Source organism: Pseudomonas sp. Marseille-QA0892 (assembly GCF_054950135.1).
Genome location: NZ_CM143104.1, coordinates 2,099,533 through 2,120,681, shown reverse-complemented (window position 1 = coordinate 2,120,681; position 21,149 = coordinate 2,099,533). Strand labels below are relative to the sequence as shown.

The 21,149-nt window shown below is 58.3% G+C and carries 19 protein-coding genes and 3 tRNA genes; 15 read left to right on the top strand and 7 right to left on the bottom strand.

The window, feature by feature from the left end; translation table 11 throughout:
* The first annotated feature begins 4 nt into the window (after positions 1-4).
* From uvrC to ACY8D3_RS09800, 6 genes are all read left to right on the top strand, one after another.
* Positions 5-1,828, top strand: coding sequence for an excinuclease ABC subunit UvrC (uvrC, locus tag ACY8D3_RS09825; RefSeq protein WP_462383777.1), 1,824 nt, complete (start codon positions 5-7; stop codon positions 1,826-1,828).
* 33 nt (positions 1,829-1,861) lie between these two features.
* Entirely contained in the window at positions 1,862-2,434 is a 573-nt protein-coding gene (gene pgsA, locus ACY8D3_RS09820) for a CDP-diacylglycerol--glycerol-3-phosphate 3-phosphatidyltransferase (protein ID WP_462383775.1), read from the top strand.
* 65 nt (positions 2,435-2,499) lie between these two features.
* Positions 2,500-2,575, top strand: a tRNA-Gly gene (locus tag ACY8D3_RS09815).
* 43 nt (positions 2,576-2,618) lie between these two features.
* Positions 2,619-2,692, top strand: a tRNA-Cys gene (locus ACY8D3_RS09810).
* A gap of 611 nt (positions 2,693-3,303) precedes the next feature.
* On the top strand, positions 3,304-3,747 hold the full coding sequence (locus ACY8D3_RS09805; protein ID WP_462383773.1) for a S24 family peptidase: 444 nt from the start codon (positions 3,304-3,306) through the stop codon (positions 3,745-3,747).
* On the top strand, positions 3,748-5,010 hold the full coding sequence (locus tag ACY8D3_RS09800) for a Y-family DNA polymerase (RefSeq protein WP_462383771.1): 1,263 nt from the start codon (positions 3,748-3,750) through the stop codon (positions 5,008-5,010).
* Between the two features lie 499 nt (positions 5,011-5,509).
* On the opposite strand, the gene ACY8D3_RS09795 is transcribed toward ACY8D3_RS09800, so the two are convergent.
* Both ACY8D3_RS09795 and ACY8D3_RS09790 read right to left on the bottom strand, forming a co-directional pair.
* Positions 5,510-5,647, bottom strand: coding sequence for a hypothetical protein (locus ACY8D3_RS09795; protein WP_462383769.1), 138 nt, complete (start codon positions 5,645-5,647; stop codon positions 5,510-5,512).
* A 534-nt stretch (positions 5,648-6,181) separates the two neighbouring features.
* Positions 6,182-6,535: a YceK/YidQ family lipoprotein gene (locus ACY8D3_RS09790; protein ID WP_462383767.1), complete on the bottom strand. Its 354-nt coding sequence runs from the start codon at positions 6,533-6,535 to the stop codon at positions 6,182-6,184.
* A gap of 474 nt (positions 6,536-7,009) precedes the next feature.
* On the opposite strand from ACY8D3_RS09790, the gene ACY8D3_RS09785 reads away from it, so the two are divergent.
* Positions 7,010-7,174 (top strand): DUF1353 domain-containing protein, encoded by a 165-nt coding sequence (locus tag ACY8D3_RS09785; protein ID WP_462383765.1) that lies wholly within the window; start codon positions 7,010-7,012, stop codon positions 7,172-7,174.
* Between the two features lie 150 nt (positions 7,175-7,324).
* Here the strand turns inward: ACY8D3_RS09785 and ACY8D3_RS09780 are convergent, their stop codons facing one another.
* Positions 7,325-7,519 carry a YceK/YidQ family lipoprotein gene (locus tag ACY8D3_RS09780; RefSeq protein WP_462384331.1) on the bottom strand — a complete coding sequence of 65 codons (195 nt, stop codon included), beginning with the start codon at positions 7,517-7,519 and terminating at the stop codon, positions 7,325-7,327.
* 339 nt (positions 7,520-7,858) lie between these two features.
* Between ACY8D3_RS09780 and ACY8D3_RS09775 the strand changes: the two genes are divergently transcribed.
* Positions 7,859-8,110: a lysozyme gene (locus ACY8D3_RS09775; RefSeq protein WP_462383763.1), complete on the top strand. Its 252-nt coding sequence runs from the start codon at positions 7,859-7,861 to the stop codon at positions 8,108-8,110.
* An 866-nt stretch (positions 8,111-8,976) separates the two neighbouring features.
* Here the strand turns inward: ACY8D3_RS09775 and ACY8D3_RS09770 are convergent.
* A tRNA-Leu gene (locus tag ACY8D3_RS09770) sits at positions 8,977-9,063 on the bottom strand.
* Positions 9,064-9,426: 363 nt separating this feature from the next.
* Positions 9,427-10,020, bottom strand: a complete 594-nt coding sequence (locus ACY8D3_RS09765; protein ID WP_462383761.1) for a hypothetical protein — start codon at positions 10,018-10,020, stop codon at positions 9,427-9,429.
* Positions 10,021-10,358: 338 nt separating this feature from the next.
* On the opposite strand from ACY8D3_RS09765, the gene galU reads away from it, so the two are divergent.
* From galU to ACY8D3_RS09735, 6 genes are all read left to right on the top strand, one after another.
* Positions 10,359-11,198, top strand: coding sequence for a UTP--glucose-1-phosphate uridylyltransferase GalU (gene galU / locus ACY8D3_RS09760; RefSeq protein ID WP_462383759.1), 840 nt, complete (start codon positions 10,359-10,361; stop codon positions 11,196-11,198).
* Between the two features lie 188 nt (positions 11,199-11,386).
* Entirely contained in the window at positions 11,387-12,748 is a 1,362-nt protein-coding gene (gene gorA / locus ACY8D3_RS09755) for a glutathione-disulfide reductase (RefSeq protein ID WP_462384329.1), read from the top strand.
* Positions 12,749-12,825: 77 nt separating this feature from the next.
* On the top strand, positions 12,826-12,987 hold the full coding sequence (locus ACY8D3_RS09750) for a hypothetical protein (protein ID WP_462383757.1): 162 nt from the start codon (positions 12,826-12,828) through the stop codon (positions 12,985-12,987).
* A 149-nt stretch (positions 12,988-13,136) separates the two neighbouring features.
* Entirely contained in the window at positions 13,137-14,768 is a 1,632-nt protein-coding gene (locus ACY8D3_RS09745; protein WP_462383755.1) for a VRR-NUC domain-containing protein, read from the top strand.
* Positions 14,744-17,095 carry an ATP-dependent DNA helicase gene (locus tag ACY8D3_RS09740; protein ID WP_462383753.1) on the top strand — a complete coding sequence of 784 codons (2,352 nt, stop codon included), beginning with the start codon at positions 14,744-14,746 and terminating at the stop codon, positions 17,093-17,095. The genes ACY8D3_RS09745 and ACY8D3_RS09740 overlap by 25 nt, the downstream gene beginning before the upstream one ends.
* A gap of 101 nt (positions 17,096-17,196) precedes the next feature.
* Positions 17,197-17,787: an exopolysaccharide biosynthesis protein gene (locus ACY8D3_RS09735; RefSeq protein ID WP_462383752.1), complete on the top strand. Its 591-nt coding sequence runs from the start codon at positions 17,197-17,199 to the stop codon at positions 17,785-17,787.
* Here ACY8D3_RS09735 and ACY8D3_RS09730 read toward each other — a convergent pair.
* Together ACY8D3_RS09730 and ACY8D3_RS09725 are read right to left on the bottom strand one after the other, a co-directional pair.
* A complete protein-coding gene (locus tag ACY8D3_RS09730; protein WP_462383750.1) occupies positions 17,776-19,101 on the bottom strand; it encodes a leucine-rich repeat-containing protein kinase family protein in 1,326 nt (441 codons plus the stop codon). The genes ACY8D3_RS09735 and ACY8D3_RS09730 overlap by 12 nt on opposite strands.
* Before the next feature lie 45 nt (positions 19,102-19,146).
* Positions 19,147-20,181: an RNA methyltransferase gene (locus ACY8D3_RS09725; RefSeq protein WP_462383748.1), complete on the bottom strand. Its 1,035-nt coding sequence runs from the start codon at positions 20,179-20,181 to the stop codon at positions 19,147-19,149.
* A gap of 97 nt (positions 20,182-20,278) precedes the next feature.
* Between ACY8D3_RS09725 and ACY8D3_RS09720 the strand changes: the two genes are divergently transcribed.
* Positions 20,279-21,112, top strand: coding sequence for a helix-turn-helix domain-containing protein (locus tag ACY8D3_RS09720; RefSeq protein WP_462383747.1), 834 nt, complete (start codon positions 20,279-20,281; stop codon positions 21,110-21,112).
* Positions 21,113-21,149: the final 37 nt, after the last annotated feature.

Genomic DNA, 21,149 nt, shown 5'->3' with positions numbered 1-21,149 from the left:
CCTGATGTCTCAAACGTTCGATGCCAGTGCCTTTTTAGCTTCCTGCAGCGGTCGTCCCGGCGTCTATCGGATGTTCGACGCTACTGGCAACGTCCTCTACGTCGGGAAGGCACGCAATCTGAAAAAACGCGTAGCGAGCTATTTCCGCAAGTCCGGGCTCGCTACCAAGACCAGTGCGCTGGTCGGCAAGATCGCGCAGATCGAAACCACCATCACGGCCAACGAGACCGAGGCGCTACTGCTGGAGCAGACCCTCATCAAGGAATGGCGGCCGCCCTACAACATCCTTCTCCGCGACGATAAGTCCTATCCGTATGTGTATCTATCGACCGAGGATGAATTTCCGCGGTTGGGCATTCACCGCGGGGCGAAGAAAGGGAAGGGGCGGTACTTCGGTCCGTATCCAAGCGCGGGTTCGATCCGAGAGAGCCTGAGCCTGCTGCAGAAGGCATTTCACGTGCGCCAGTGTGAGGATGCGTACTTCAAGAACCGAACGCGACCTTGCCTGCAATACCAGATCAAACGGTGCAAAGGGCCATGCGTAGGGCTGGTGAGTGCCGAGGAGTATGCCGAGGATGTACGCCACTCGGTCATGTTCCTTGAAGGCCGAAGTAATGCGCTCGCCGAAGAGCTGCAGAGCAACATGGAAAAAGCCGCCATGCAGCTCGATTTCGAGAGAGCCGCCGAACTGCGCGATCAGGTCGGTTTGCTGCGGCGCGTCCAGGATCAGCAAAGCATGGAAGGCGGCACGGGCGACATCGACGTCATCGCTGCAATGGTAAATCCGGGTGGTGCATGTGTGCACCTCATGAGCGTGCGCGGCGGGCGTGTGCTCGGAAGCAAGAATTTCTTTCCGCAAGTGGGTATCGAGGAAGATACTGCAGGCGTGCTGATGGCCTTCCTGGCCCAGTACTACCTGACCAGCGAGCGTGATCTGCCTGACGAATTGATTGTCAACGCTGTCCATGACGACTTCGCAACGCTTGCTGAGGCCATCACGGCTTCTCGTGGCCGGGCGCCGGCAATCAGTCACAGAGTTCGGGCGACACGTGCAAAGTGGCAGTATCTGGCTGTTACCAACGCCCAGCAGGCGCTGGCTGCTCGGCTCGCCAATCGGCAACACCTTGCGGCTCGTTTCGAGGCACTGGCTGAGGCGCTCGACATGGACGAACCACCGCAGCGGATGGAGTGTTTCGACATCAGTCATTCCAGTGGCGAAGCGACTGTTGCGTCCTGCGTGGTGTTCGGGCCGGAAGGACCATTGAAGTCGGATTACCGGCGGTACAACATTGAAGGCGTCACAGCCGGTGATGACTATGCCGCAATGCGTCAGGCACTTACTCGCCGTTTCAGCAAGGCCAAGGACGGGGAGGGCAAGCTGCCCGATATCCTATTGGTTGACGGTGGTAAGGGGCAGCTGGCAATGGCAAAGGAAGTCCTGCTGGATCTAGCCGTTCCCGATTTGACATTGTTGGGCGTTGCCAAAGGCGTGACGCGTAAACCAGGGCTGGAAACCCTATACCTGGACGACATCGATAACGAATTCACGTTACCGGGAGACTCCCCAGCGCTGCACCTCATTCAGCAGATCCGCGACGAAGCACATCGATTCGCGATAACGGGGCACCGCGCGCGAAGAGGGAAGACCCGCCGCACATCCACGCTCGAAGGGATTGATGGCGTAGGTCCGAAGCGGCGCAGGGATCTACTTAAGTATTTTGGTGGATTGCAGGAAGTTAGCCGCGCCAGCGTCGACGAGATTGCCAAGGCGCCTGGGATCAGTAAAAAGCTTGCAGAGTCGATTTATGCGGCGCTGCACAGTGAGTAGAATGCGCCCACTTCCATTGTTCCAGCCGGCCCGATGAATATCCCAAACCTGTTGACGGTTCTACGCGTTCTGCTGATCCCGTTTTTCATCCTGCTGTTCTACCTTCCGTTCAGCTGGAGCTACCTGGCATCGGCCGTTGTTTTTGCCATTGCTGCCGTCACGGATTGGCTCGACGGTTATCTGGCTCGCAAGTGGCAGCAGAGCACGCCCTTCGGGGCGTTTCTGGATCCGGTCGCCGACAAGCTTATGGTTGCGGTCGCTTTGGTCCTGCTTGTGGGTGAGCATGCTACTCAGCACGCGAGCCTCTGGCTTTCGATCCCTGCCACAATCATTATCGGGCGAGAGATTGTCGTTTCGGCGCTTAGAGAGTGGATGGCCGAACTGGGTGCACGTGCCCACGTTGCGGTGTCGAACCTGGGCAAGTGGAAAACCGCCGCTCAGATGCTGGCACTCGTGATATTGCTCGGTAACCCGCCGCAATACACACCAATCGTCCTTTTTGGGTATTTCCTGTTGGTCATCGCTGCGGCGCTCACATTGTGGTCGATGGTGCAGTACCTGCTGGCGGCCTGGCCACATCTCAGCACGAGCCAGGAAAAGAAATAAAACTTTTTTAATCAAAGGCTTGACGGCTCGCTACGAATCTATAGAATGGCGCCCGTCACCAAGACGCGGGAATAGCTCAGTTGGTAGAGCACGACCTTGCCAAGGTCGGGGTCGCGAGTTCGAGTCTCGTTTCCCGCTCCAATTTGATAATGACTGCGCCGCTTCTAGCGGCGTAGTTGTTTGAGGCCGGGTGGCAGAGTGGTCATGCAGCGGATTGCAAATCCGTGTACGCCGGTTCGATTCCGACCTCGGCCTCCACTATTAAAAAGCCCGTAGGCTCTGGCCTACGGGCTTTTTCTTTGCCTGCAAAAAAGCGCGCCATTCCCGCAGCTTCCGCATCCATTTCCGCAACCCACTATCCATGCTGATTTGAACCCCGCCTGCGCGCGCTCTAGCGCCCCTATGCGAATCGCGTCATTCGATGCGGCGAACCTTCGCAATCGGCAGGGCGGGGGTCTAACCAGTAATGCGTCCTTGAACGTCTATTGAGTGCTGGTAGTTTCGGCGCGCCAGCGCTGCGATAGACCGTACCGGCATAAATGAGTGTGTAGCTACTCGTACATACGCCATCGTGGCCATCAGTAAACCTGCCAAGCGTTTCGCCTTGATGCGCTCCAGCGCTAGCGGATTCGTTGTCCCTTGACGTAAGCCATTGTGGATGGAGCGGCCTCACGTGAAATGTACCCGTTGTCCGTCCTGGTCCTAAAGGACATAGCCGGTGAACGTTTAGCGAGTGCTTTTGTTCTGCGTATCAATGCGACAGCGGTGGTTCCTGAGCCACGCTCACGTTAAGTGGAAGGCGAATGAAGAAGCCGAATTGACCAAGGTGTCCTTGCTGCGTTTTACTGTATGGATATACAGCACGTCAGTTGATACTCATTTCATCGATCACGCTATTGGGGCGCACCGAGCGTCTTAAACATCTATTGCCCGAAGCTCAGGAGCTTCGCATTACCGGCTTTCAAAGCCCTGCCGAAGATGAGAAAGAGGCAAGCTTGTCGCTGGATCGGTTGACGGGGCTCGGCGCTCCCCAGATATGGGTGATGTTGCTTAATGACGACAGTGCGTTAGGGTTCGGAATGTATCCGGGCGATCGCCTGATAATAGATAGATCCTCGCGCGTGGAATCAGACGCATACCTGGTCGTTGATATTGATGGCAGCTACTTCGTGCGCCTCCTTACTCGCGACACCCATGGGAGGTTGGTGCTCAAACCGCCGCATCCCTTCGGCCGAAGCGTTAACCTCGAGACGGAGGACGGTATCGACATCTTCGGTGTAGTGAAGTGGGTGCTGAGCTATGTGGGTCGGTAGATGGCAATTTATGCCCTGATAGACTGCAACGCGTTCTATTGCAGTTGTGAGCGGATCTGTCAGCCGGAGTTGAAGCGCGTACCTGTCGCCGTGCTCTCGAACAATGACGGGTGTGTCATTGCACGCACGGCGGAGGTCAAGGCGCTGGGCGTGCCAATGGGGGCTCCGTATTTCAAATACCGAGAGCAACTTCGGCTGGGTGGCGTTGCAGTCCGTTCCAGCAATTACACCCTTTATGCAGATATCAGCAACCGTGTCATGTCTATCATCCGCGACATGGTCCCCGCTATTGAGGTTTACAGCATCGATGAGTGTTGGGCGGACCTTACGGGCGTGGAGGACCCAGAGCGCGTCGGACGTGCAGTCCGCAACCGGCTTCTAACATGGGTTGGCATGCCAACGGGTGTGGGTATCAGCACGACGAAAACGCTCGCCAAGTTGGCGAACTGGGCCGCGAAGAGCTGGAAAGGAACGGGGGCGGTGGTCGACCTGACCGACCCGTCTCGTCAGGCGCGGCTGTTGAAGCTTGCACCAGTGAGCGAAGTTTGGGGGGTAGGGCGACGGCTGTCGGGCAAGCTGGCCGCGTTAGGCATCGAAACGGCTCATGATCTTGCGTACTACGATGTGGCAAGCCTGCGTAAGCGCTTTGGAGTAACGCTCGAACGAACGGCGAGGGAGCTACGAGGGATCGACTGCATCGGCCTTAACGAGGGGCCGCCACCAAAGCAGGCAATATGCTCCAGCAAAATGTTCGGCAGTAGGTTGCATGCTTTACCGCCCATTCGTGAAGCCATGGCCTCGTATGTATCCCGCGCAGCCGAGAAGTTACGGCTACAGCATTCGCTCTGCGGAGCGTTGCAGGTTTCGCTTCAAACGCAGTTACACGATCCGTTCGAGCCGCGATATGCCAACGCACTGATCATACCGCTGCAGTCGCCATCGGATGATACGCGTATTCTGGTGGCGCTTGCATTGAAAGCGCTGGACGAGCTATTCGTCCCTGGTTACGCGTACTCCAAATGCTCTGTGGTGTTGCTCGATCTGTGTCAGCGAAGAGGATCTACTGAAGACTTATTCGCCAGTGCGCCGCGCCGCAACAGCGGCCGCCTCATGGCAACCATTGATGACATTAACCGGCAGGTGGGTAGAGGAGCAGTGCGGCTGGGCCGCGTACCCGCTTCGCCCGAGTGGGGCATGCGTCGGGAAATGGTGAGCCGTTCCTTCACCACGGACTGGAACGAACTCATCACGCTGCGTGGATAGCATGCTAAACGACGCCGCGATGTCGCCGGGCCGGCAGGGCAATCTGTCCTACAGCACAAGATGGCCATTGCCCTAATTCGGCAGGGTAGGCGCGTGGCCTGTGGATACCGGAGCGATCGCTACGAGGCGCCTGGGCCGACGTGATAGTCACGGTCCGAGCAATACTTCCCATAATGGTGGAGTGCTCACGGCAAGCAGCAGTGCACAGATCATGGCCAGTATGAAAACTTCACGCATTAGGTGCATGGCCCCTCCTTGGACGTTTCTAGGCACTAGTCGCTGCTCGCGCGCGGATTCGCCGAACCGAGCAACGGTGTTGGCTTTTTTGATGATGAGAAAGTGGCACGTAGAGCACCATCCCAATCAGACGCATGACGACTTTCCTAGAAAGGATTGAGTATCCCTGCTGGACCGATGCGGTCAGCGGTCGAAAGCCATGTACCAACGAGAATAAGGATTACGACAAGGGGTAGCAGCAACGCAAAGAGCGACTCGGGCTTCATAGCGGGGAATCCGTTCCGGGGTAATAGTCGTTTAGCTGCGCTCGGGTGGGCGCTTCGGGCAGGTGGTAGTCAATGATCGCCACCGCGGCGAGAGCCGCTGCGACAAGCAGGTAGAGCCGTGAATAACGCAGCAAGTCTCTCTCCTTGAGTCAGCTGGTCCGATAGGGTCGTCCTTGATAGCCACGCACGCAAAAGCGCCCCGGCTAGGCCAGGTCGATCGCAATCCGGGGAGTAAAGCGAGCGGAGTATAGCGATAGTTTTTTGATTTGGTTCGCGCGCCGACAATTTTTTTCCAGCCCCATGCTTAGTGACAACACACGGTCCGGCAAAGAACCCTTGTACAGCATGGTGCGCCTCGCATTCACGCGCCTGCTTATGCGCAGGATCGAACGGCGTCCCGTAACGCAGAACGGTAGGGCTACAGTAATAAGCTCATGATTCGAGCTCATTTAGTTCTGTGCTGAACGCCCATAACCGGTTTGCGGCCCCCAATTTTTGGGTCGGAACAATGTCGCTTCAAATAAAAGCGACGCGATTTTTGGCTGTTGTTTAACGTAGTTGGCCGGCATAGAGCGGGCAGCGGTGTCTTCAGGATGAATTTCTCGCTAACGTGGCGTGACTCGATCCTGTGACAGATAGCTTTAAACGGTACGCGCGACGAAGGCGACCTATTCGATTGCGCTCGCGTCAAAGGAAATGGCCCCGGATCGCCGGACCTCAATACTTCCCTGACGGATCTGTTGATATGCTGTATAGGGGATAACGACCGTGTCAACTATTGCAGATAACCCCATGTCAAATAGGATGCTTTCCGGGCTCGTTTTGGGGTCATGTTGGTGTCTAGGTGGGCTATTTAAGTTGCAGAATTGATAGAAAACACCGCTGTAAACACGAGGTATCGCTCCGCATCTGCTATCCCAGCGCGCCAAGTCATTTGCGGCTGAGCGCTCGTTGGTAAGCGTGTCAACGGAGCCACACCCTGACAAGGCCAATGCAGCGACCCACACTATCCTTATTTTCATTCATAACTCCTCTGTTGAGACGCCTGCAGCATAACCTAGATACCTGCATGTCGTGGACAAGACACGACAGCCTGGCCGGACCAGCCTGTGCGCCGGTAGGGGAGCACGGGTTTTGACCAGCATTCGAACTTTGCGGACCCAGCTCATCGAGGAGAGAAATTATGGGTAGCAAGCCCAATAAGCGTGTGATACGAGAGGGATTGCCAGATTCGCTGACTACGTTCGTCAGGCAATACTTCGGGCGGCGCGGCTTGCAACGATCGCAGCCGCCCCGGCAACAGTAATGGATGCCACGAACGTTTCAAGACCTATTTTGCTGAAACCACTTGCCGGCGCGTCAACCGCGAGGCCGAGCGGCAGCAAGCCGTGAAGGACGGGAGAATGACCGCTTAGATGCTGGAAGGGGGTAGCCCAACGGAACGGTTCCCGAATCCGCTGATAGTTAAGCTGCTTGAAGATCGGAAGACATGGCGCATGGTGGTGCCTTTTTCGTATCTGGACCCTCAACATGGCCTGATCGAAGTCCCGTCTGGGTTCGAGACAGACTTCGCCTCGGTGCCGCGCCTGCCGGTCACATTCGCTCTGCTGGGAGCCTACGGCCACGCCGCTGCCACGCTGCACGACTGGCTCTACGAATGAGGCGAGATGAGCCGCGAGGATGCTGACTAGGTGTTAAAGAACGCTCTCAGGTCCTCTGGCATAGCGCGATGGCGAGGGTGGCTGATGTTCTACGGGGTCCGCATGCTAGGGCAGTCTCGATACCAATAAAAGCCGCGCCACTGGCTGTTTTTAGCGAGTAGATCGCTTCACTTCGATACTCCCTCGATCGAATTGCTGATATGTCGTGTATGGGATTATCAGCGTGTCGGCCAATGCCGAAAGCCCCATCCAAATCATAAGGCCGGCGGCGTCAACAGGTTGGTCATGCTCTAGGCGTGGCTGGCTATCCAAACTGCAAAATTCGTACGCGGTGCCGCTGTACATTCGCGGCACAACAGAGCAATTCGAGTTCAACCGAGCCAGCTCGTCGGCTGCGCCATCTTCGTCCGTTAGCGTCTTAATGGTGCCGCAGCTTGTAAGAGACGCGGCGGCTATCCACACGATCAAAAGCCTCATCTGAATTTCCCTGTCAGTTTCGCTAGATATTAACCGTTTATGAGCTAAGGCCCGCCACTGAGCGCGTCTTTTCATTCATGGAGTGAACTAATGCGCACATCTCAATGAGGCATTGACCTTATCAAACAGTTCTAAGGGCTTCGTTTGGAAGCTATGACGACGGCGTGGGCGTTGAGACCACTGGGTACGGACGCACACACCCGCGGAATGAAGATCACAGCCGCCCCGGCTGTCCACTTCCTGCGCCAAGACCTTCGTGACGCTGAGCTCGAGATAAAGCGATCCGTTAGCGTCGATCTCTGTCAGCACCAGTTCGACGCGCCGGCCTCCCTGATCTTCAACATCGGCGGACGAGCGTTTCGCGACTTGACCCTCCTGAGGAAGCTGAACGCTGGCGACCAGAAGGGCGCGGCTGTAGAGTTCAAGTTACGTTCTGCTGAAGCGTCCATTACCGCATGAATAGATGCCGCATCAGCTGGCTTCCAAACCCTCAATCGGCTGCTTTCAAGCTTGGCAGCTTTACTCCGAGAGCCTCGAAAGTACTGGTTGAATAGTGCTCGCAGCAGACAAATAAAACCCCGCACGTAGCGGGGTCCTGGCGAGATTGGAAGGGCATCGCTGATGTTCGGAATATGCCGAACGGCGATGCAGCCGACCTCACTTGTCTAGGCGGCCATCTGATTCGTTTGGAAGCTAACGCGTGGGCATTACCGTTCTTAACCCTGTAAGGATGCTCTGCTGTGCTGTTGATCCGAGTGAAAAAAGGACCTTCGTGCTGAGCAGAAAGGTGGCCAATGAAGGGAAGTACCGCATCTCGGAGTTTCACCAGTCCGCGAGCTCGCGGATGCCGACATCTGATTACACCCCATACCGACATGCAGCGGTTCTTCCAGCAACCGAAAGATGGCGAAACGGGGAAGGTCTTTGTCTGCAAGCCGGGAATGACTGAAAGTGATTGGTTTTCGAGTGGAGACGGCGTGGCTGCGTACGGGTCAGAGCGCTGAACCAGCAAGGTATCAAGCTAGCCCCCTAGCTCTATTTCCACCCTCTCTATCTCCTGCTTTACTTTCATCGTGTGCAACTCGACCACGGTGTCACCTTTATATGGGCGGCGTTCGGCAAGTTCGCGTTAAGAATTCTTCAGGCGGCGGTAGAGCTGGGTGCGGTTGTGGTCGCATATTCGGTCCATGGCATGCCCATCTGTAGGGTTGCCACTGAGACACTCAAGCCAGACGCCTGCTCGCCACGATCAACAATTGCGGAACAAAGTCCTTTTTGCGGAACACGCGGCATAAGGAGGGAATTGCTGGAAGCCGCGTGATTACTGGTGCCCGAAGCCGGACTCGAACCGGCACAGCCTTGCGGCCGAGAGATTTTAAGTCTCCTGCGTCTACCGATTTCGCCATTCGGGCAGTAGCGCTGTTTGATGCGGAACCCGTCTTGGCGGGCAGGCGCGGACTATAAAGGTGCAAGCCCTGTTGTGCAAGGAACTCGGTTCCGCTCAGTAGCGCTCTCGGTGAGGCCACCTTTGCCCGCCCGCGGATGGATCATACCGCCATCCGGCCGATCACGGTGCGATATAAGCCGTTGGCGCGTTTGCAGTTTTCCCTACGCTAAAACGATAAACCCAATACATTGATGGTCTTGGAATGAAACTAACTTCGCCCAGTGCAGTCAGTGGAGGGCAGCCGATCCGGCCGGTTGACCAAGGACGATTCTGGTTGGGTTGGCTGCTCTAATAATGAGAACGCTGCGAAATTTGCGGCGTTTGCGCGTTACCACCCGCATGCCTTGCGGACCGGGGCCAGGGCAGCCTGCGCCCCGGCGGTCACGAAAACAGCGGTGTGAGGCGAACCGTCGGCTGGCGTCACGGTAATAGCCAAGTTGCTGGCATCGCTTAGCCTTTTGAGAAAATTGATCGGTGAGGTTGGATAGAACGCAGCCGTACGATCAGGCGCGCGCTTCCAGCTCTCCGTAACGGGTTTCCCGGCATCCAGAGCGTAGACGGTTTGGACCTTGGTATCTAGGCTTTCACCCCACGTGATGTAAAGCTCCGTCTTGTCTGCCTTGCAGCGGACCGTCAGCCACGCAGGCCTGCTCCAGCGGTCCTGGCCATGCTCTGCGCGAAGCGAGGCAAAGTAGACCGTCTCGCCGCCCTGCGGGTCCGGTGCACTGCGCATTTTCCATATTCCCGTTTCCGCTTCGGCAGGGGATCCTGGCAGCCATGGCCGGGATGCGAACGCGGCCGCGTGGCATTGCACCCGTTCGCCAGGATTTCCGATGGATTCGCAATCTTGGGCTGTGTCTGCTGCCATCGTACGGACGGGCAGCAGAAACAAGAGCGATGCATAGAGCAAATTGATCCGCACGAACTCTCCTAGGAATTGGCCTCGGTTGGTTGCGAGATTTCCAAGCATTGGTCATCCGCACCGGCCGATGCGTTCAATGCATGACTGGCCGGCGCTGTCAATAAATATCTTTTTCTTGGGTTATACCCGGCCCCAATTGTCAATACCGCTGATCGGATTCATGCTGTATCGACGCGCTACGCTACAAAATGCAATCCAACAGAACCACACGGGCCAAAGATGGTCAGACCTAGCCAGGCGCCATCGGGACGACTTTCATCGTCGACTTTGGCTTGTAATATCGCTGTCACGGCCTATGCGTGACAGTTCCTACGCTCCTCAAAGTGCAAAGGACTCACATGATCAAGAAATGTCTGTTTCCTGCTGCCGGTTATGGCACGCGCTTCCTCCCCGCTACCAAAGCGATGCCGAAAGAAATGCTGCCAGTGGTGAACAAGCCATTGATCCAGTACGGCGTCGAAGAAGCGCTGCAAGCTGGCCTCAGCGGAATTTCGATCGTCACGGGTCGCGGTAAGCGCGCGCTCGAGGACCACTTCGACATCAGCTACGAACTCGAACAGCAGATTCGTAACACCGAAAAAGAACGTTACCTCGTCGGTATTCGCCGCCTGATCGACCAATGCACCTTCTCCTACACCCGCCAGGTAGAGATGAAGGGACTGGGTCATGCGATCCTGACCGGTCGTCCGCTGATCGGCGACGAGCCTTTTGCCGTGGTGCTTGCTGATGACCTGTGCCTGAACATCGAAGGCGACAGCGTTCTGCAACAAATGGTCAAGCTCTACAACCAGTTCCGCTGCACCATCGTGGCGATCCAGGAAGTACCGGCTGACCAGACGCACAAGTACGGCGTCATTGCTGGCGAAATGATCCGCGACGACATCTACCGTGTAAGCCACATGGTAGAGAAGCCCAAGCCGGAAGATGCGCCGTCCAACCTCGCTATCATCGGCCGTTATATCCTGACCCCGGACATTTTCGATCTGATCGAACAGACCGAGCCAGGCAAAGGCGGCGAGATCCAGATCACCGACGCGCTCATGAAGCAGGCTCAGGACGGTTGCGTGCTGGCCTATAAATTCAAGGGTCAGCGTTTCGACTGCGGTAGTGCCGAAGGCTATATCGAAGCGACCAACTTCTGCTTCGAGAACCTGTACAAGACTGGCCAGGCGTTCTGAATCTACGCCTTTCCGGTTTGCACAAGGGCTAGCCTACGGGCTGGCCCTTGTCGTTTCTGCTGGGCACGAATGAACAGTCATCAAATAAAGGGCTCTGGGGTTTAGCCGTGAAGGCACGCAGCCCTACGCCGCGGCGGGCGAGCAGCATCTGCGGTATGCTGAGCATCAAATCTGCAAGCGAGGCAAGCATGGACTTCGATTTCGACCTATTCGTCATTGGTGCCGGCTCCGGTGGTGTGCGGGCGGCACGCTTCGCGGCCGGGTTCGGCGCGCGTGTGGCGGTCGCAGAGAACCGCTATCTCGGCGGTACCTGCGTAAACGTCGGCTGCATACCTAAGAAGTTGTTCCTCTATGCCGCCGATTACAGTGAAGACATCGAGCATGCCAAGGGCTTCGGCTGGAATATTGAACAGGCGAAATTCGACTGGGCGACCCTCGTCACCAATAAAGACAAGGAGATTGCGCGCCTCAACGGGATCTATCGCAACCTGCTAGTCAACAACGGCGTGCAGCTCATAGAAGGCCACGCGCGGTTCATCAGCTCGAACGAGGTCGAAGTCGACGGCAAGCGCTACACAGCGCGCCATGTCCTGATTGCGACAGGCGGCTGGCCGAAAGTACCGGACATTCCCGGGAAAGAGCACATCATTACGTCCAACGAGGCGTTTTACCTCAAGCAGCTTCCCAAGCGAATGGTCGTTGTTGGAGGCGGCTACATTGCGGTGGAATTTGCATCCATTTTCCATGCGCTCGGGGTGGAAACGACGCAGATGTACCGAGGCGAGCTGTTTCTACGCGGCTTCGACCTGGCAGTTCGCGAGCACCTGCGCGAAGAGATGTGCAAGAAAGCCGTGAACCTCCGATTCAACACCGATATCACCCGGATAGAGCGCAATGAGAACGGCAGCTTTACGCTGCAATTGCTTGACGGGTCCACGCTCGAAACCGACTGCGTGTTCTATGCAACTGGCCGCGAGGCGATGCTCGATAGCCTGGGCTTGGAAAACACAGGCGTCACCCTTGATGCCCGCGGTTTCATCGAGGTGAACGATGAGTATGAGACGAAGGATGCATCCGTACTTGCGATTGGCGATGTCATCGGTCGCGTCCAACTCACGCCGGTGGCACTGGCTGAAGGCATGGCTGTGGTCAGACGGTTGTTCAAGCCGGAGGAATACCACGGTTTGGTCGACTATTCGCAGGTCCCGACGGCTGTGTTTTCCCTGCCCAACATCGGCACGATCGGCCTGACCGAAGAGCAGGCGCGTGAAGCGGGCCACAGGGTGAAGATATTCGAGAGCCGTTTCCGCCAACTCAAGCTGACCATGACCGCGTCGCAAGAAAAGACGTTCATGAAGCTGGTAGTCGACGCCGATAGCGATAAGGTGCTCGGTTGCCACATGGTGGGGCCGTCGGCAGGGGAGATTGTTCAAGGCCTTGCCGTGGCCATTCGGGCTGGCGCGACCAAACGGATCTTCGACGAAACCATGGGTATCCATCCGACGGCTGCTGAAGAGTTCGTCACGATGCGCACGCCCGTAGCAGGCTAACAGCGGCTCGGCCATCTCTCGAACGGAACGCTTGGCCCTTGTCTGGTTCGTAAGAGAAACGCTTCAGGAGCTTTCTCATGACGACGCCTGCAGGGCCAGGTACAGACGTACACCATCCCAACGACATTGAAGCGCCGCCGGGCACTCCGTCTCCTACGCCAACAGACGCTCCTGTACCCGATGCGCCTGCCCAGGAAATCCCGGGTGATGATGTGCGCAAGCCTGACGTGGATTCCTAGCCACACCGAGCCTCGTACCACATGGCTGTGATAGCCGGGGTCGTCGTTGTCCGCCTTGTTGAGGCCCCGCCGATCGACACGGTTTGCCATTCGCCGTTTGGCCTGATATCTGTACGCATGAACAGTGTCCCGCCCAAGCGTTCAGCCTCGTGTCTCCAGCATCCGTCGACAATCCTCTCTATTACTTGCTCAATTTCCGCAGCGTGCTCGAATGGGTACGTGATCGGCATGGCGATCTGCTGCTTGAAGAGGAGCTTGCCCAAATAGCGAGCTTTCTGGGGCTTTCATCTGATGCGCAGGCCCTGTTGACCCGCATGATCATGCGTAAAGGGGATCTTTTTCGGCTGAGCAAGCTGGAGTATGACGAGGTTACGGATCGCGCGGCCGCACTCGATGCATTGCTTGCAGCAGGCTGGGTAGAAACGGGCTTCGAGATTGACATCGGTCAATTGTTCCGGCTTTGCACTCGTGCGGAGCTAACGCGTGCGTTCGGCCCGAGCCGGGGGCTGCGCAAGGAAGACTGGCTGGCTGCGTTGCAGGCGGAAAACACCATGGCCAGGCCCTTTGAATGCTGGCTTGGCGAAGATTGTTTGCTCCGTTTGCACTGCATGCCGCTGTGCGATCGGATCAGGTTGATGTTCTTTGGCAACCTTCGGCAGACATGGTCCGATTTTGTCTTGGCCGATCTCGGCATCCATCGCTATGAGGCGGTTTCGATCGATGCGCGCTCGCGTGGCTTTTCATGTCGCGACGATATTGACAGCTACCTGCACGTACACCGGTGTAGGGAACGTTTCGAAAGCGGGGAGGACATCGCTACCTTACTGGCTGACCTGCCAGAGCGTTCGGAATGCGCCTGGCTGGACTTGCGCCTACACCGCCTGACCTACCTCATGGCACAACAGTGTGAGCGTTCTGGCGAGCTTGATTGGGCCGAAGCGCTCTACCAAGAGTGCGACCATGTCGGCGCGCGGAGCCGGCGACTACGCGTCCTGGAGCGACTGGAGCGCTATGACGATGCACTGGCCGAGGCCAGGATCATATCGATGGCTCCGCGGGACGAAGCCGAGGTTCAACATCTGGAGCGCATCATGCCGCGACTTGAGCGGAAGTTGGGTCAGGCACGGTCCACGAGACGCGCGCCGGTCGACTATCAAAGGCTCGATCTGTCATTGCCGCATTGCGGTGTATCGGTCGAGCAAGCCGTTGCGCTTCACCTCACCGAACCACACGCGCCAGTATTCTACGTCGAGAATCTGCTGATCAATGCGCTGTTCGGTTTGTTGTGTTGGGAAGCCATCTTCGCACCGGTGCCCGGTGCATTTTTCCACCCCTTTCACGCAGGGCCGGTCGATCTCTATGAGGCTGGCTTTCGTACGCGCCGCCAAGCCGAGTTTGAACGCTGTTTCGCGATGCTCGATGCAGGCACGCATCGCGACGCGATCCTCGGCTGTTACCAACGCAAACACGGCTTGATGTCACCCTTCGTGCACTGGGGCGGCATTGACGAAGCGTTGCTTGAAACAGCACTGGACTGCATTCCGCCGCGCCACCTTCGCGAATGGTTCGAGCGCCTGTTGCGTGATGTGAAAGCCAACCGGACCGGCATGCCCGACCTCATTCAGTTCTGGCCTGATGAAAAGCGCTACCGAATGATCGAGGTGAAGGGCCCTGGCGATCGGCTCCAGGACAATCAGCTACGCTGGCTGGCCTTCTGTGCCAAGCACGAGATGCCGGTGACCGTCTGCTACGTGCAGTGGGCAACAGAGATGACCGTGTGACGTACCGCGTCCCGGTGAGGGAGCTATGCGAGTTCGCCGCCAAGACGGGCGACCTGGACCTTCGTTTCACGCCCGCCCCAACGGCACAGGAAGGCATCGCCGGTCACCAGACGGTGACCGGACGCCGAGGCGGCGACTATGAGCGCGAGGTTTCCCTTAGCCAAACGGTCGGTGTGTTGACCGTTCGGGGGCGTGCCGATGGCTATGATCCGGCGTCGAACCGGCTCGAGGAGATCAAGACGCATCGGGGAGACCTTTCCAGGCAGGCCGATAACCAGCGCCACCTCCATTGGGCGCAGTTGATGACCTATGGGGCGTTGCTGTGCGAGGAACGCGAGCTCACCGATGTGCACCTCAGGCTGGTCTACTTCGACATTGGCACAGCGCGGGAGACACATTTGGATCGGCATTGCACCGCTGCCGAGCTCGAAACGCATCTGCATGGGCTTTGCGAGCGATTCACGGCGTGGGCTGTGTCGGAGTTGGCTCACCGCGAAGCGCGTGACCGATACCTGTCTGCATTGCGGTTTCCTCATCCCGAATTCAGACACGGGCAGCGGGCGCTTGCCGAGGCCGTCTACAAGGCCGGCAGCGTTGGCTGCGACCTCATGGTGGAAGCGCCGACCGGCATTGGCAAGACACTCGGCACGCTGTTCCCGCAGCTCAAGGCCTTGGCTGCGAAGAGACTGGACCGGGTGTTCTTTCTAGCCGCAAAAACGCCCGGGCGCGCGCTGGCGCTGGGTGCGCTACGTCATTTGCGATCTGCCAAGGCACCCTTGCGCGTGCTGGAGCTGGCGTCGAGGGAGAAAACCTGCGAATACCCGGACCGGGCCTGTCATGGTGAGTCCTGTCCACTTGCAAAAGGGTTTTACGATCGGCTTCCGGCGGCGCGTGCCGAGGCGGCCATCCATGGTTGGCTCGATCGGCCATCGCTGCGAGCCATCGCGCTTCGCCACGATGTTTGCCCTTATTACTTGGGCCAGGAGCTGTCACGGTGGGCGGACGTTGTCGTCGGCGACTACAACTACTATTTCGATCTTGCCGCGATGCTGCATGGCCTGGCCATGTCCAACGGATGGCGCACGCTCGTGTTGGTCGATGAAGCGCACAATCTGGTGGACCGCGGGCGTGGCATGTACAGCGCCGCACTGACGCAGCGGTCGCTGGATGAGGCACGTCGTAGTGCACCGAATGCGGCGGTCAAACGCGCGCTTGACAGGGTTGCGCGGCAGTGGCGTACGCTGGCGGCCGCCCAAGGCGACGAACCCTATAAAAGCTACCCGGAGATACCGGTAACGCTGATATCGACGCTGCTCCAGGCGGTCAGCGAGCTGACGGACTTTCTCGTCGAGCTGCCTGCGCCGCTGCCTACCGAAGTGCAGCGCTTTTATTTCGACGCAATGCAGTTCTGCCGTATCGCCGAGCTGTTCAACGAGGATTACCTGTTCGACCTGGAGAAGAGCGGGAGCGGCCGAAAGGCGACCTCCGTGCTATGCCTTCGTAACCTATCGCCAGCAGCGTTCCTGGCGCCGCGCTTCGCTCAAAGCCATAGCACTGTGCTGTTCTCGGCCACGCTCAGCCCGGCGAGGTACTACCGGGATCTGTTGGGATTGCCGGGGACCACGCCCTGGCAAGACGTCCCTTCACCCTTTAAGGCAGGCCAGCTGCGTGTTCGGCATGTGGGAGATATTTCGACGCGTTATGCTGACCGCTCAGCTTCCGTTGCCCCTATTGTGAAAGTCATCGCGGGCCAATATGCAGACCGCCCGGGGAATTACTTGGCCTTCTTCTCAAGCTTCGATTATCTCGAACAGGTCGCCCAGGCCTTCTCCCAAGCCAGACCAGACGTGCCGATATGGCGTCAGTCACGCCAGATGAACGAATCCGAGCGGGACGGGTTCCTCGAGCGTTTCGAGGCGCAGGGGCGCGGTATAGGGTTTGCGGTGCTGGGCGGTGCGTTTGGTGAAGGTGTGGACTTGCCTGGAGACAGGCTCATTGGCGCGTTTATCGCGACGCTGGGGCTACCGCAGTTCAATCAGATCAATGAGCGCCTGAAGGCACGAATGGCAGCGGCGTTTGGCGCCGGCTACGAATATGCCTATCTCTATCCAGGCCTGCAAAAGGTCGTGCAGGCTGCTGGCCGTGTCGTTCGGACGCTGGAAGATACTGGCGTCGTCACGCTGATCGATGATCGATTCGGTCAACGGCAGGTGCGGGAGCTATTGCCGGCATGGTGGCCTGCGCCCGAGCGCATCCGCGCGTTACACAATGCGGCAGGCATTGCTGCCGTCGAGGGATCGAACGCGCCCTGCTGGACCCTAACGTAAGGTCCGGGTCACGTTCCATGGCCATCGCTATGGAATGGTCCCATCTGGACGCTCGGGCTCCTTCTTGGGTGCCTGTGCAAGCCAACCGAAACGGAGGATTCATGTCAGGCCATGAGCAGCAGGGTGATCAAGGTAATCTGGAGAATCTGATCGGCGAGATTCTCGACCTGAGTGAAGACCAGGACGAGGTCTCCGTAGCGGACATTCGCGAGGCGATAGGCTCGCGGGGATTCGGCCCTTTCCTGTTCATTCCCAGCATCATCGAGATCAGCCCGATCGGTGGAGTGCCGGGCATGCCGACGTTCATCGCTATCATTGTCGGGCTCTTCGCCGTGCAAATACTGTTCGGTGGTGAAGATCTATGGCTGCCGGGTTTCATCGACCGCCGCAGCGTCAAGGCCAGTCGGTTGGAAGGCCTCGCGAAGGTGCGTAAGCCCATTCGCTGGATCGACAAGTTGGTCCGGCCGCGCCTGGTGTGGGCCACTCGCAAGCCGTTCTTACAGTTGATGGCGCTCTTCACGGTAGTGCTATGCCTGGCAACGCCGCCGCTTGAGATCATCCCGTTCGCCGGCATGATCCCGTTCGCGACGATCGCACTTTTTGGGCTGGCCTTGATTGCCCGCGACGGTTTGATGGCTGTCGCGGGATTTCTTGTTTCCGTGATCGGCCTCGGGTTCGTTTTACTCCGGTAGCGCTGTACCGTTGAGCTGCGCATCCATCTGAATAAGTGTGGGTCGCGCGTCAGTGTCGGATTGCAGGCAGGCGTCTCGTAGCGTGCGCAATTCATTTAGCGTTGACGCCTCCGGTTTATCCGCGTGAGCGATCAGCTCTTCCAGCAAGCATCCGAAGGCCAGTGCCTCGATCCGTTGAAGCCTTTCACCAGTAACGCTACCGGGCGCAAAGAAGGACGCTGCACCGAAGTCGCTCAGTAAGGCGTACCCATTGCTATCGACGAGCAGATTGTGCCCATAGAGGTCACCATGAAGAATGCCATTGCGGTGCAGGTGCGCGGTAACCGAGGCCGCGCCCGCCGCAATCTTCAAAATCTGTTGGGGCGAGAGCCTGAAGTCGGTGGGGTAGGTGTCACGTGTACAGCTTTCCAGCGAGGGCGGGCCTGCGAGTGTACGGTATCGCGAGTCGATTAATTCAAACAGTAGCGCGTCGGGTTGTTCGTCAGCGGGAGTCAGCGGCCCGGCGACCTCTACCAGATTGGCGTGCCGCCCCGCGGCCAGGCATGCGGCCATTTCACTACGAGGCAGACCATCGCTTGTGACGGCGTCTTTGAACATCTTGGCTGCCATGGCTCGCGTCGCGCCGACTGGTGACTGCCACTCTGCCCGGTGAATGATGCCGGATGCACCCTGGCCCAACACCTGACCGAGCGAAATATGGGCGCGTGGAATCGTCGGGACGGGATGTGCTGCGCGGGCATGCTCCTCGGATGTGTCGCTAAAAGGGTTGCCTGCATAGGCAAGCCAGGCGAGGCGCGGTAGAGATAAAAGCCAGGGCGGCAATTGCTCGAACCGATTTGCGGCGATACGGAGCAACTGTAGGTTTTCAGCGCTTGCCATCCCGGCGGGCAGCTGGGAGAGGCGGTTGCCAGCCAGCATGAGCTTTTGCAGGCGGGGACGCTCAACCAGCGCGTCCGGCAGGGATTCGACCGCGTTATCCGTCAGGATGAACCAGCGCAGCTCAGGGGGAAGGGCTGCCTCGGGTACATGGCGTACCTGGCAGCTCTTGAAACCCACCATTTCGAGATGTGCGCAGTCGCCCAGCGCTTCAGGCAATACCGTGAAGGGATTGCCCGAGCAGAAGACCACGCGGAGCTTGCGCAACCGCGAGAGGTCGTGCGGAAGCGTGCTCAGCCGGTTATCCGACAGGTTTAGAACCTCCAGGCTGTCGGCCAGCCCGAAGATGTCGTCCGGAAAGTGATCAAGGCCCGCCTGGAGATCCAGTCGTTTGATGCCGGCAAGATCACCGCGGCTGAGTTGTTCAAGAGTGTGCATAGGGCGGCCGGGATAGAAATGGGCGCGCCATGATGCCAGACCGAGTCAGGATCGGTGCAGCCTTCGCGTGTTTACCACGTCCGTGGCACGTGCGCGCAGCTGACCGCAACCGCCGTCAATGTCCTGTCCGGCCGAGTTGCGGACCTTGGTCAGAATCCCTCGGCTGTGCAGGTAGCGAACGATCTGCACGATACGATCGCCGTCCGGGCGCTGGTAGTCGTCCTCTGCCACGCTGTTGTAGGGAATGACATTCAGCACGGCATACTTGCTTGTCAGCAGTCGCAGGATACCGTCGAGTTCTTCCTGGGTATCGTTGATACCGCGAAGCAGTGTCCACTGATACTGGATCGGATAACCAATGGCGCGCGCGTAGGCCTCGCCCTGTTCGACCAGCTCATCGGGTGTCATTCGAGGTGCGCGGGGCAGAAGCTCTCGTCTGAGATCGTCGCGGGTGCTGTGCAGCGAGAGGGCGAGCGCGGGCTTGACGCGTTCCTGGGGGAGGCGGGCGAACACCCGAGGGTCGCCTACGGTCGAGAACACCAGATTCCGGTGGCCAATGCCACCATCGGTTCCGAGCAGGTGGATGGCTTCGAGCACGTTATCGAGATTGTGGGCGGGTTCACCCATACCCATGAAGACGACTTTCTTCACCGGTCGGATCCGACGAGCCAGTGCGACCTGCGCGACGATCTCGGCACTGGAGACCTGCCTTAAAAGCCCGCTTTTGCCCGTCATGCAGAACGTACAGCCGACGGCGCAACCGACCTGGCTCGAAACGCATAATCCACCTCGCGGCAGGAGTACGCTTTCGACCATCTGCCCGTCGTGGAGCCTTACCAGAAGGCGAATCGACCCGTCTGCCGCCGGATGTTCGGAATGAACACACGCGAGTTCGGCAAGCTCGGCTTCGACGCCAGGAAGTCCGTTACGCACGCTCAGCGGCAGGAAGTCTTCAGCCGCGCGATGCTTGGTGCCGGTATCGAGCGGCAGCCCCTTGAGCCAGTCGCGATTAATCCGCCCGATATGAACGGGTTTCGCGCCAAGGTCGGCGAGGCGGTGGTGGAAATCGGCTATTCGCATGGGGTGCGGATGCTACCACTGGCAGCGAGGCTGATACAGCTGGCTTGAGGCGCGCGATCCACTCCGGCAAGCTGCCTGCTGAACCCTGCGGAATGCCATGATGGACGAGACCAAGCCCTGTGATGACGAGAGTGCAACCGCGCGCACGCGAGCGGTCATTCAGCGCTACCACGAAAGTTGGAAACAGCGGGAAATCGATGCTGTCATGGCGCTCTATCATCCGGACATCGAATACAACGATTTCTTCCAGAATCGCACGCTGCATTTGGGCGAGCTCCGCGCGTATGTTCTGGCGACCATGGCAGGACGTCCAGAGGAGCGGCTCGAGCATGTGGACCGTATCCGGGTAGACGGCGATACGGCGTTCATTCAATACCGAACAACGATCCAGGGTGGCGACGGATTGGTCTCGTTTCGCTCCAGCGAAGCAATTACGGTGCGGGATGCCAAGGTCTGGCGCGTCAATGAATATGCGTCCCTGGTGCGTGGTGAGCGGCCGACGCCCGCGCCGGCGACCAGGTCCGCAATGGGCAAACTGGGGCTTTCTGCCCGCCAGCTCGGCGCGCTGGCGCAGGATCTGCAAAGCTATTTCCAGAACCAGCATCCGTTCCTCGATCCTGACCTGAGCTTGCCGCAGGTGGCGGAGGCCACGGGCTACAGCCGAAATCAGATCTCCTATCTGCTCAATCAGATTTTGGGCCAGAGCTTCTATCGCTACGTGAACCAGGCCAGGCTCGAATATTTGATGGCGCGGCTCGAGAAAATGGATGACGTGCGATCCGTAGACGACCTGGCGGCCGAAGCAGGCTTCAATTCCTTGTCGGCCTTCTACAACAGCTTTCGGCGCCATACGGGCATGACGCCGCGAGCCTACCTGCGTGATCTTTCCTTGCGGACCCGCGTGGAGGACAGTGTCGGGATTGGACGCTAACCTGCTCTCAGTGACTTGCACCGTGCGTGCCAGGCGC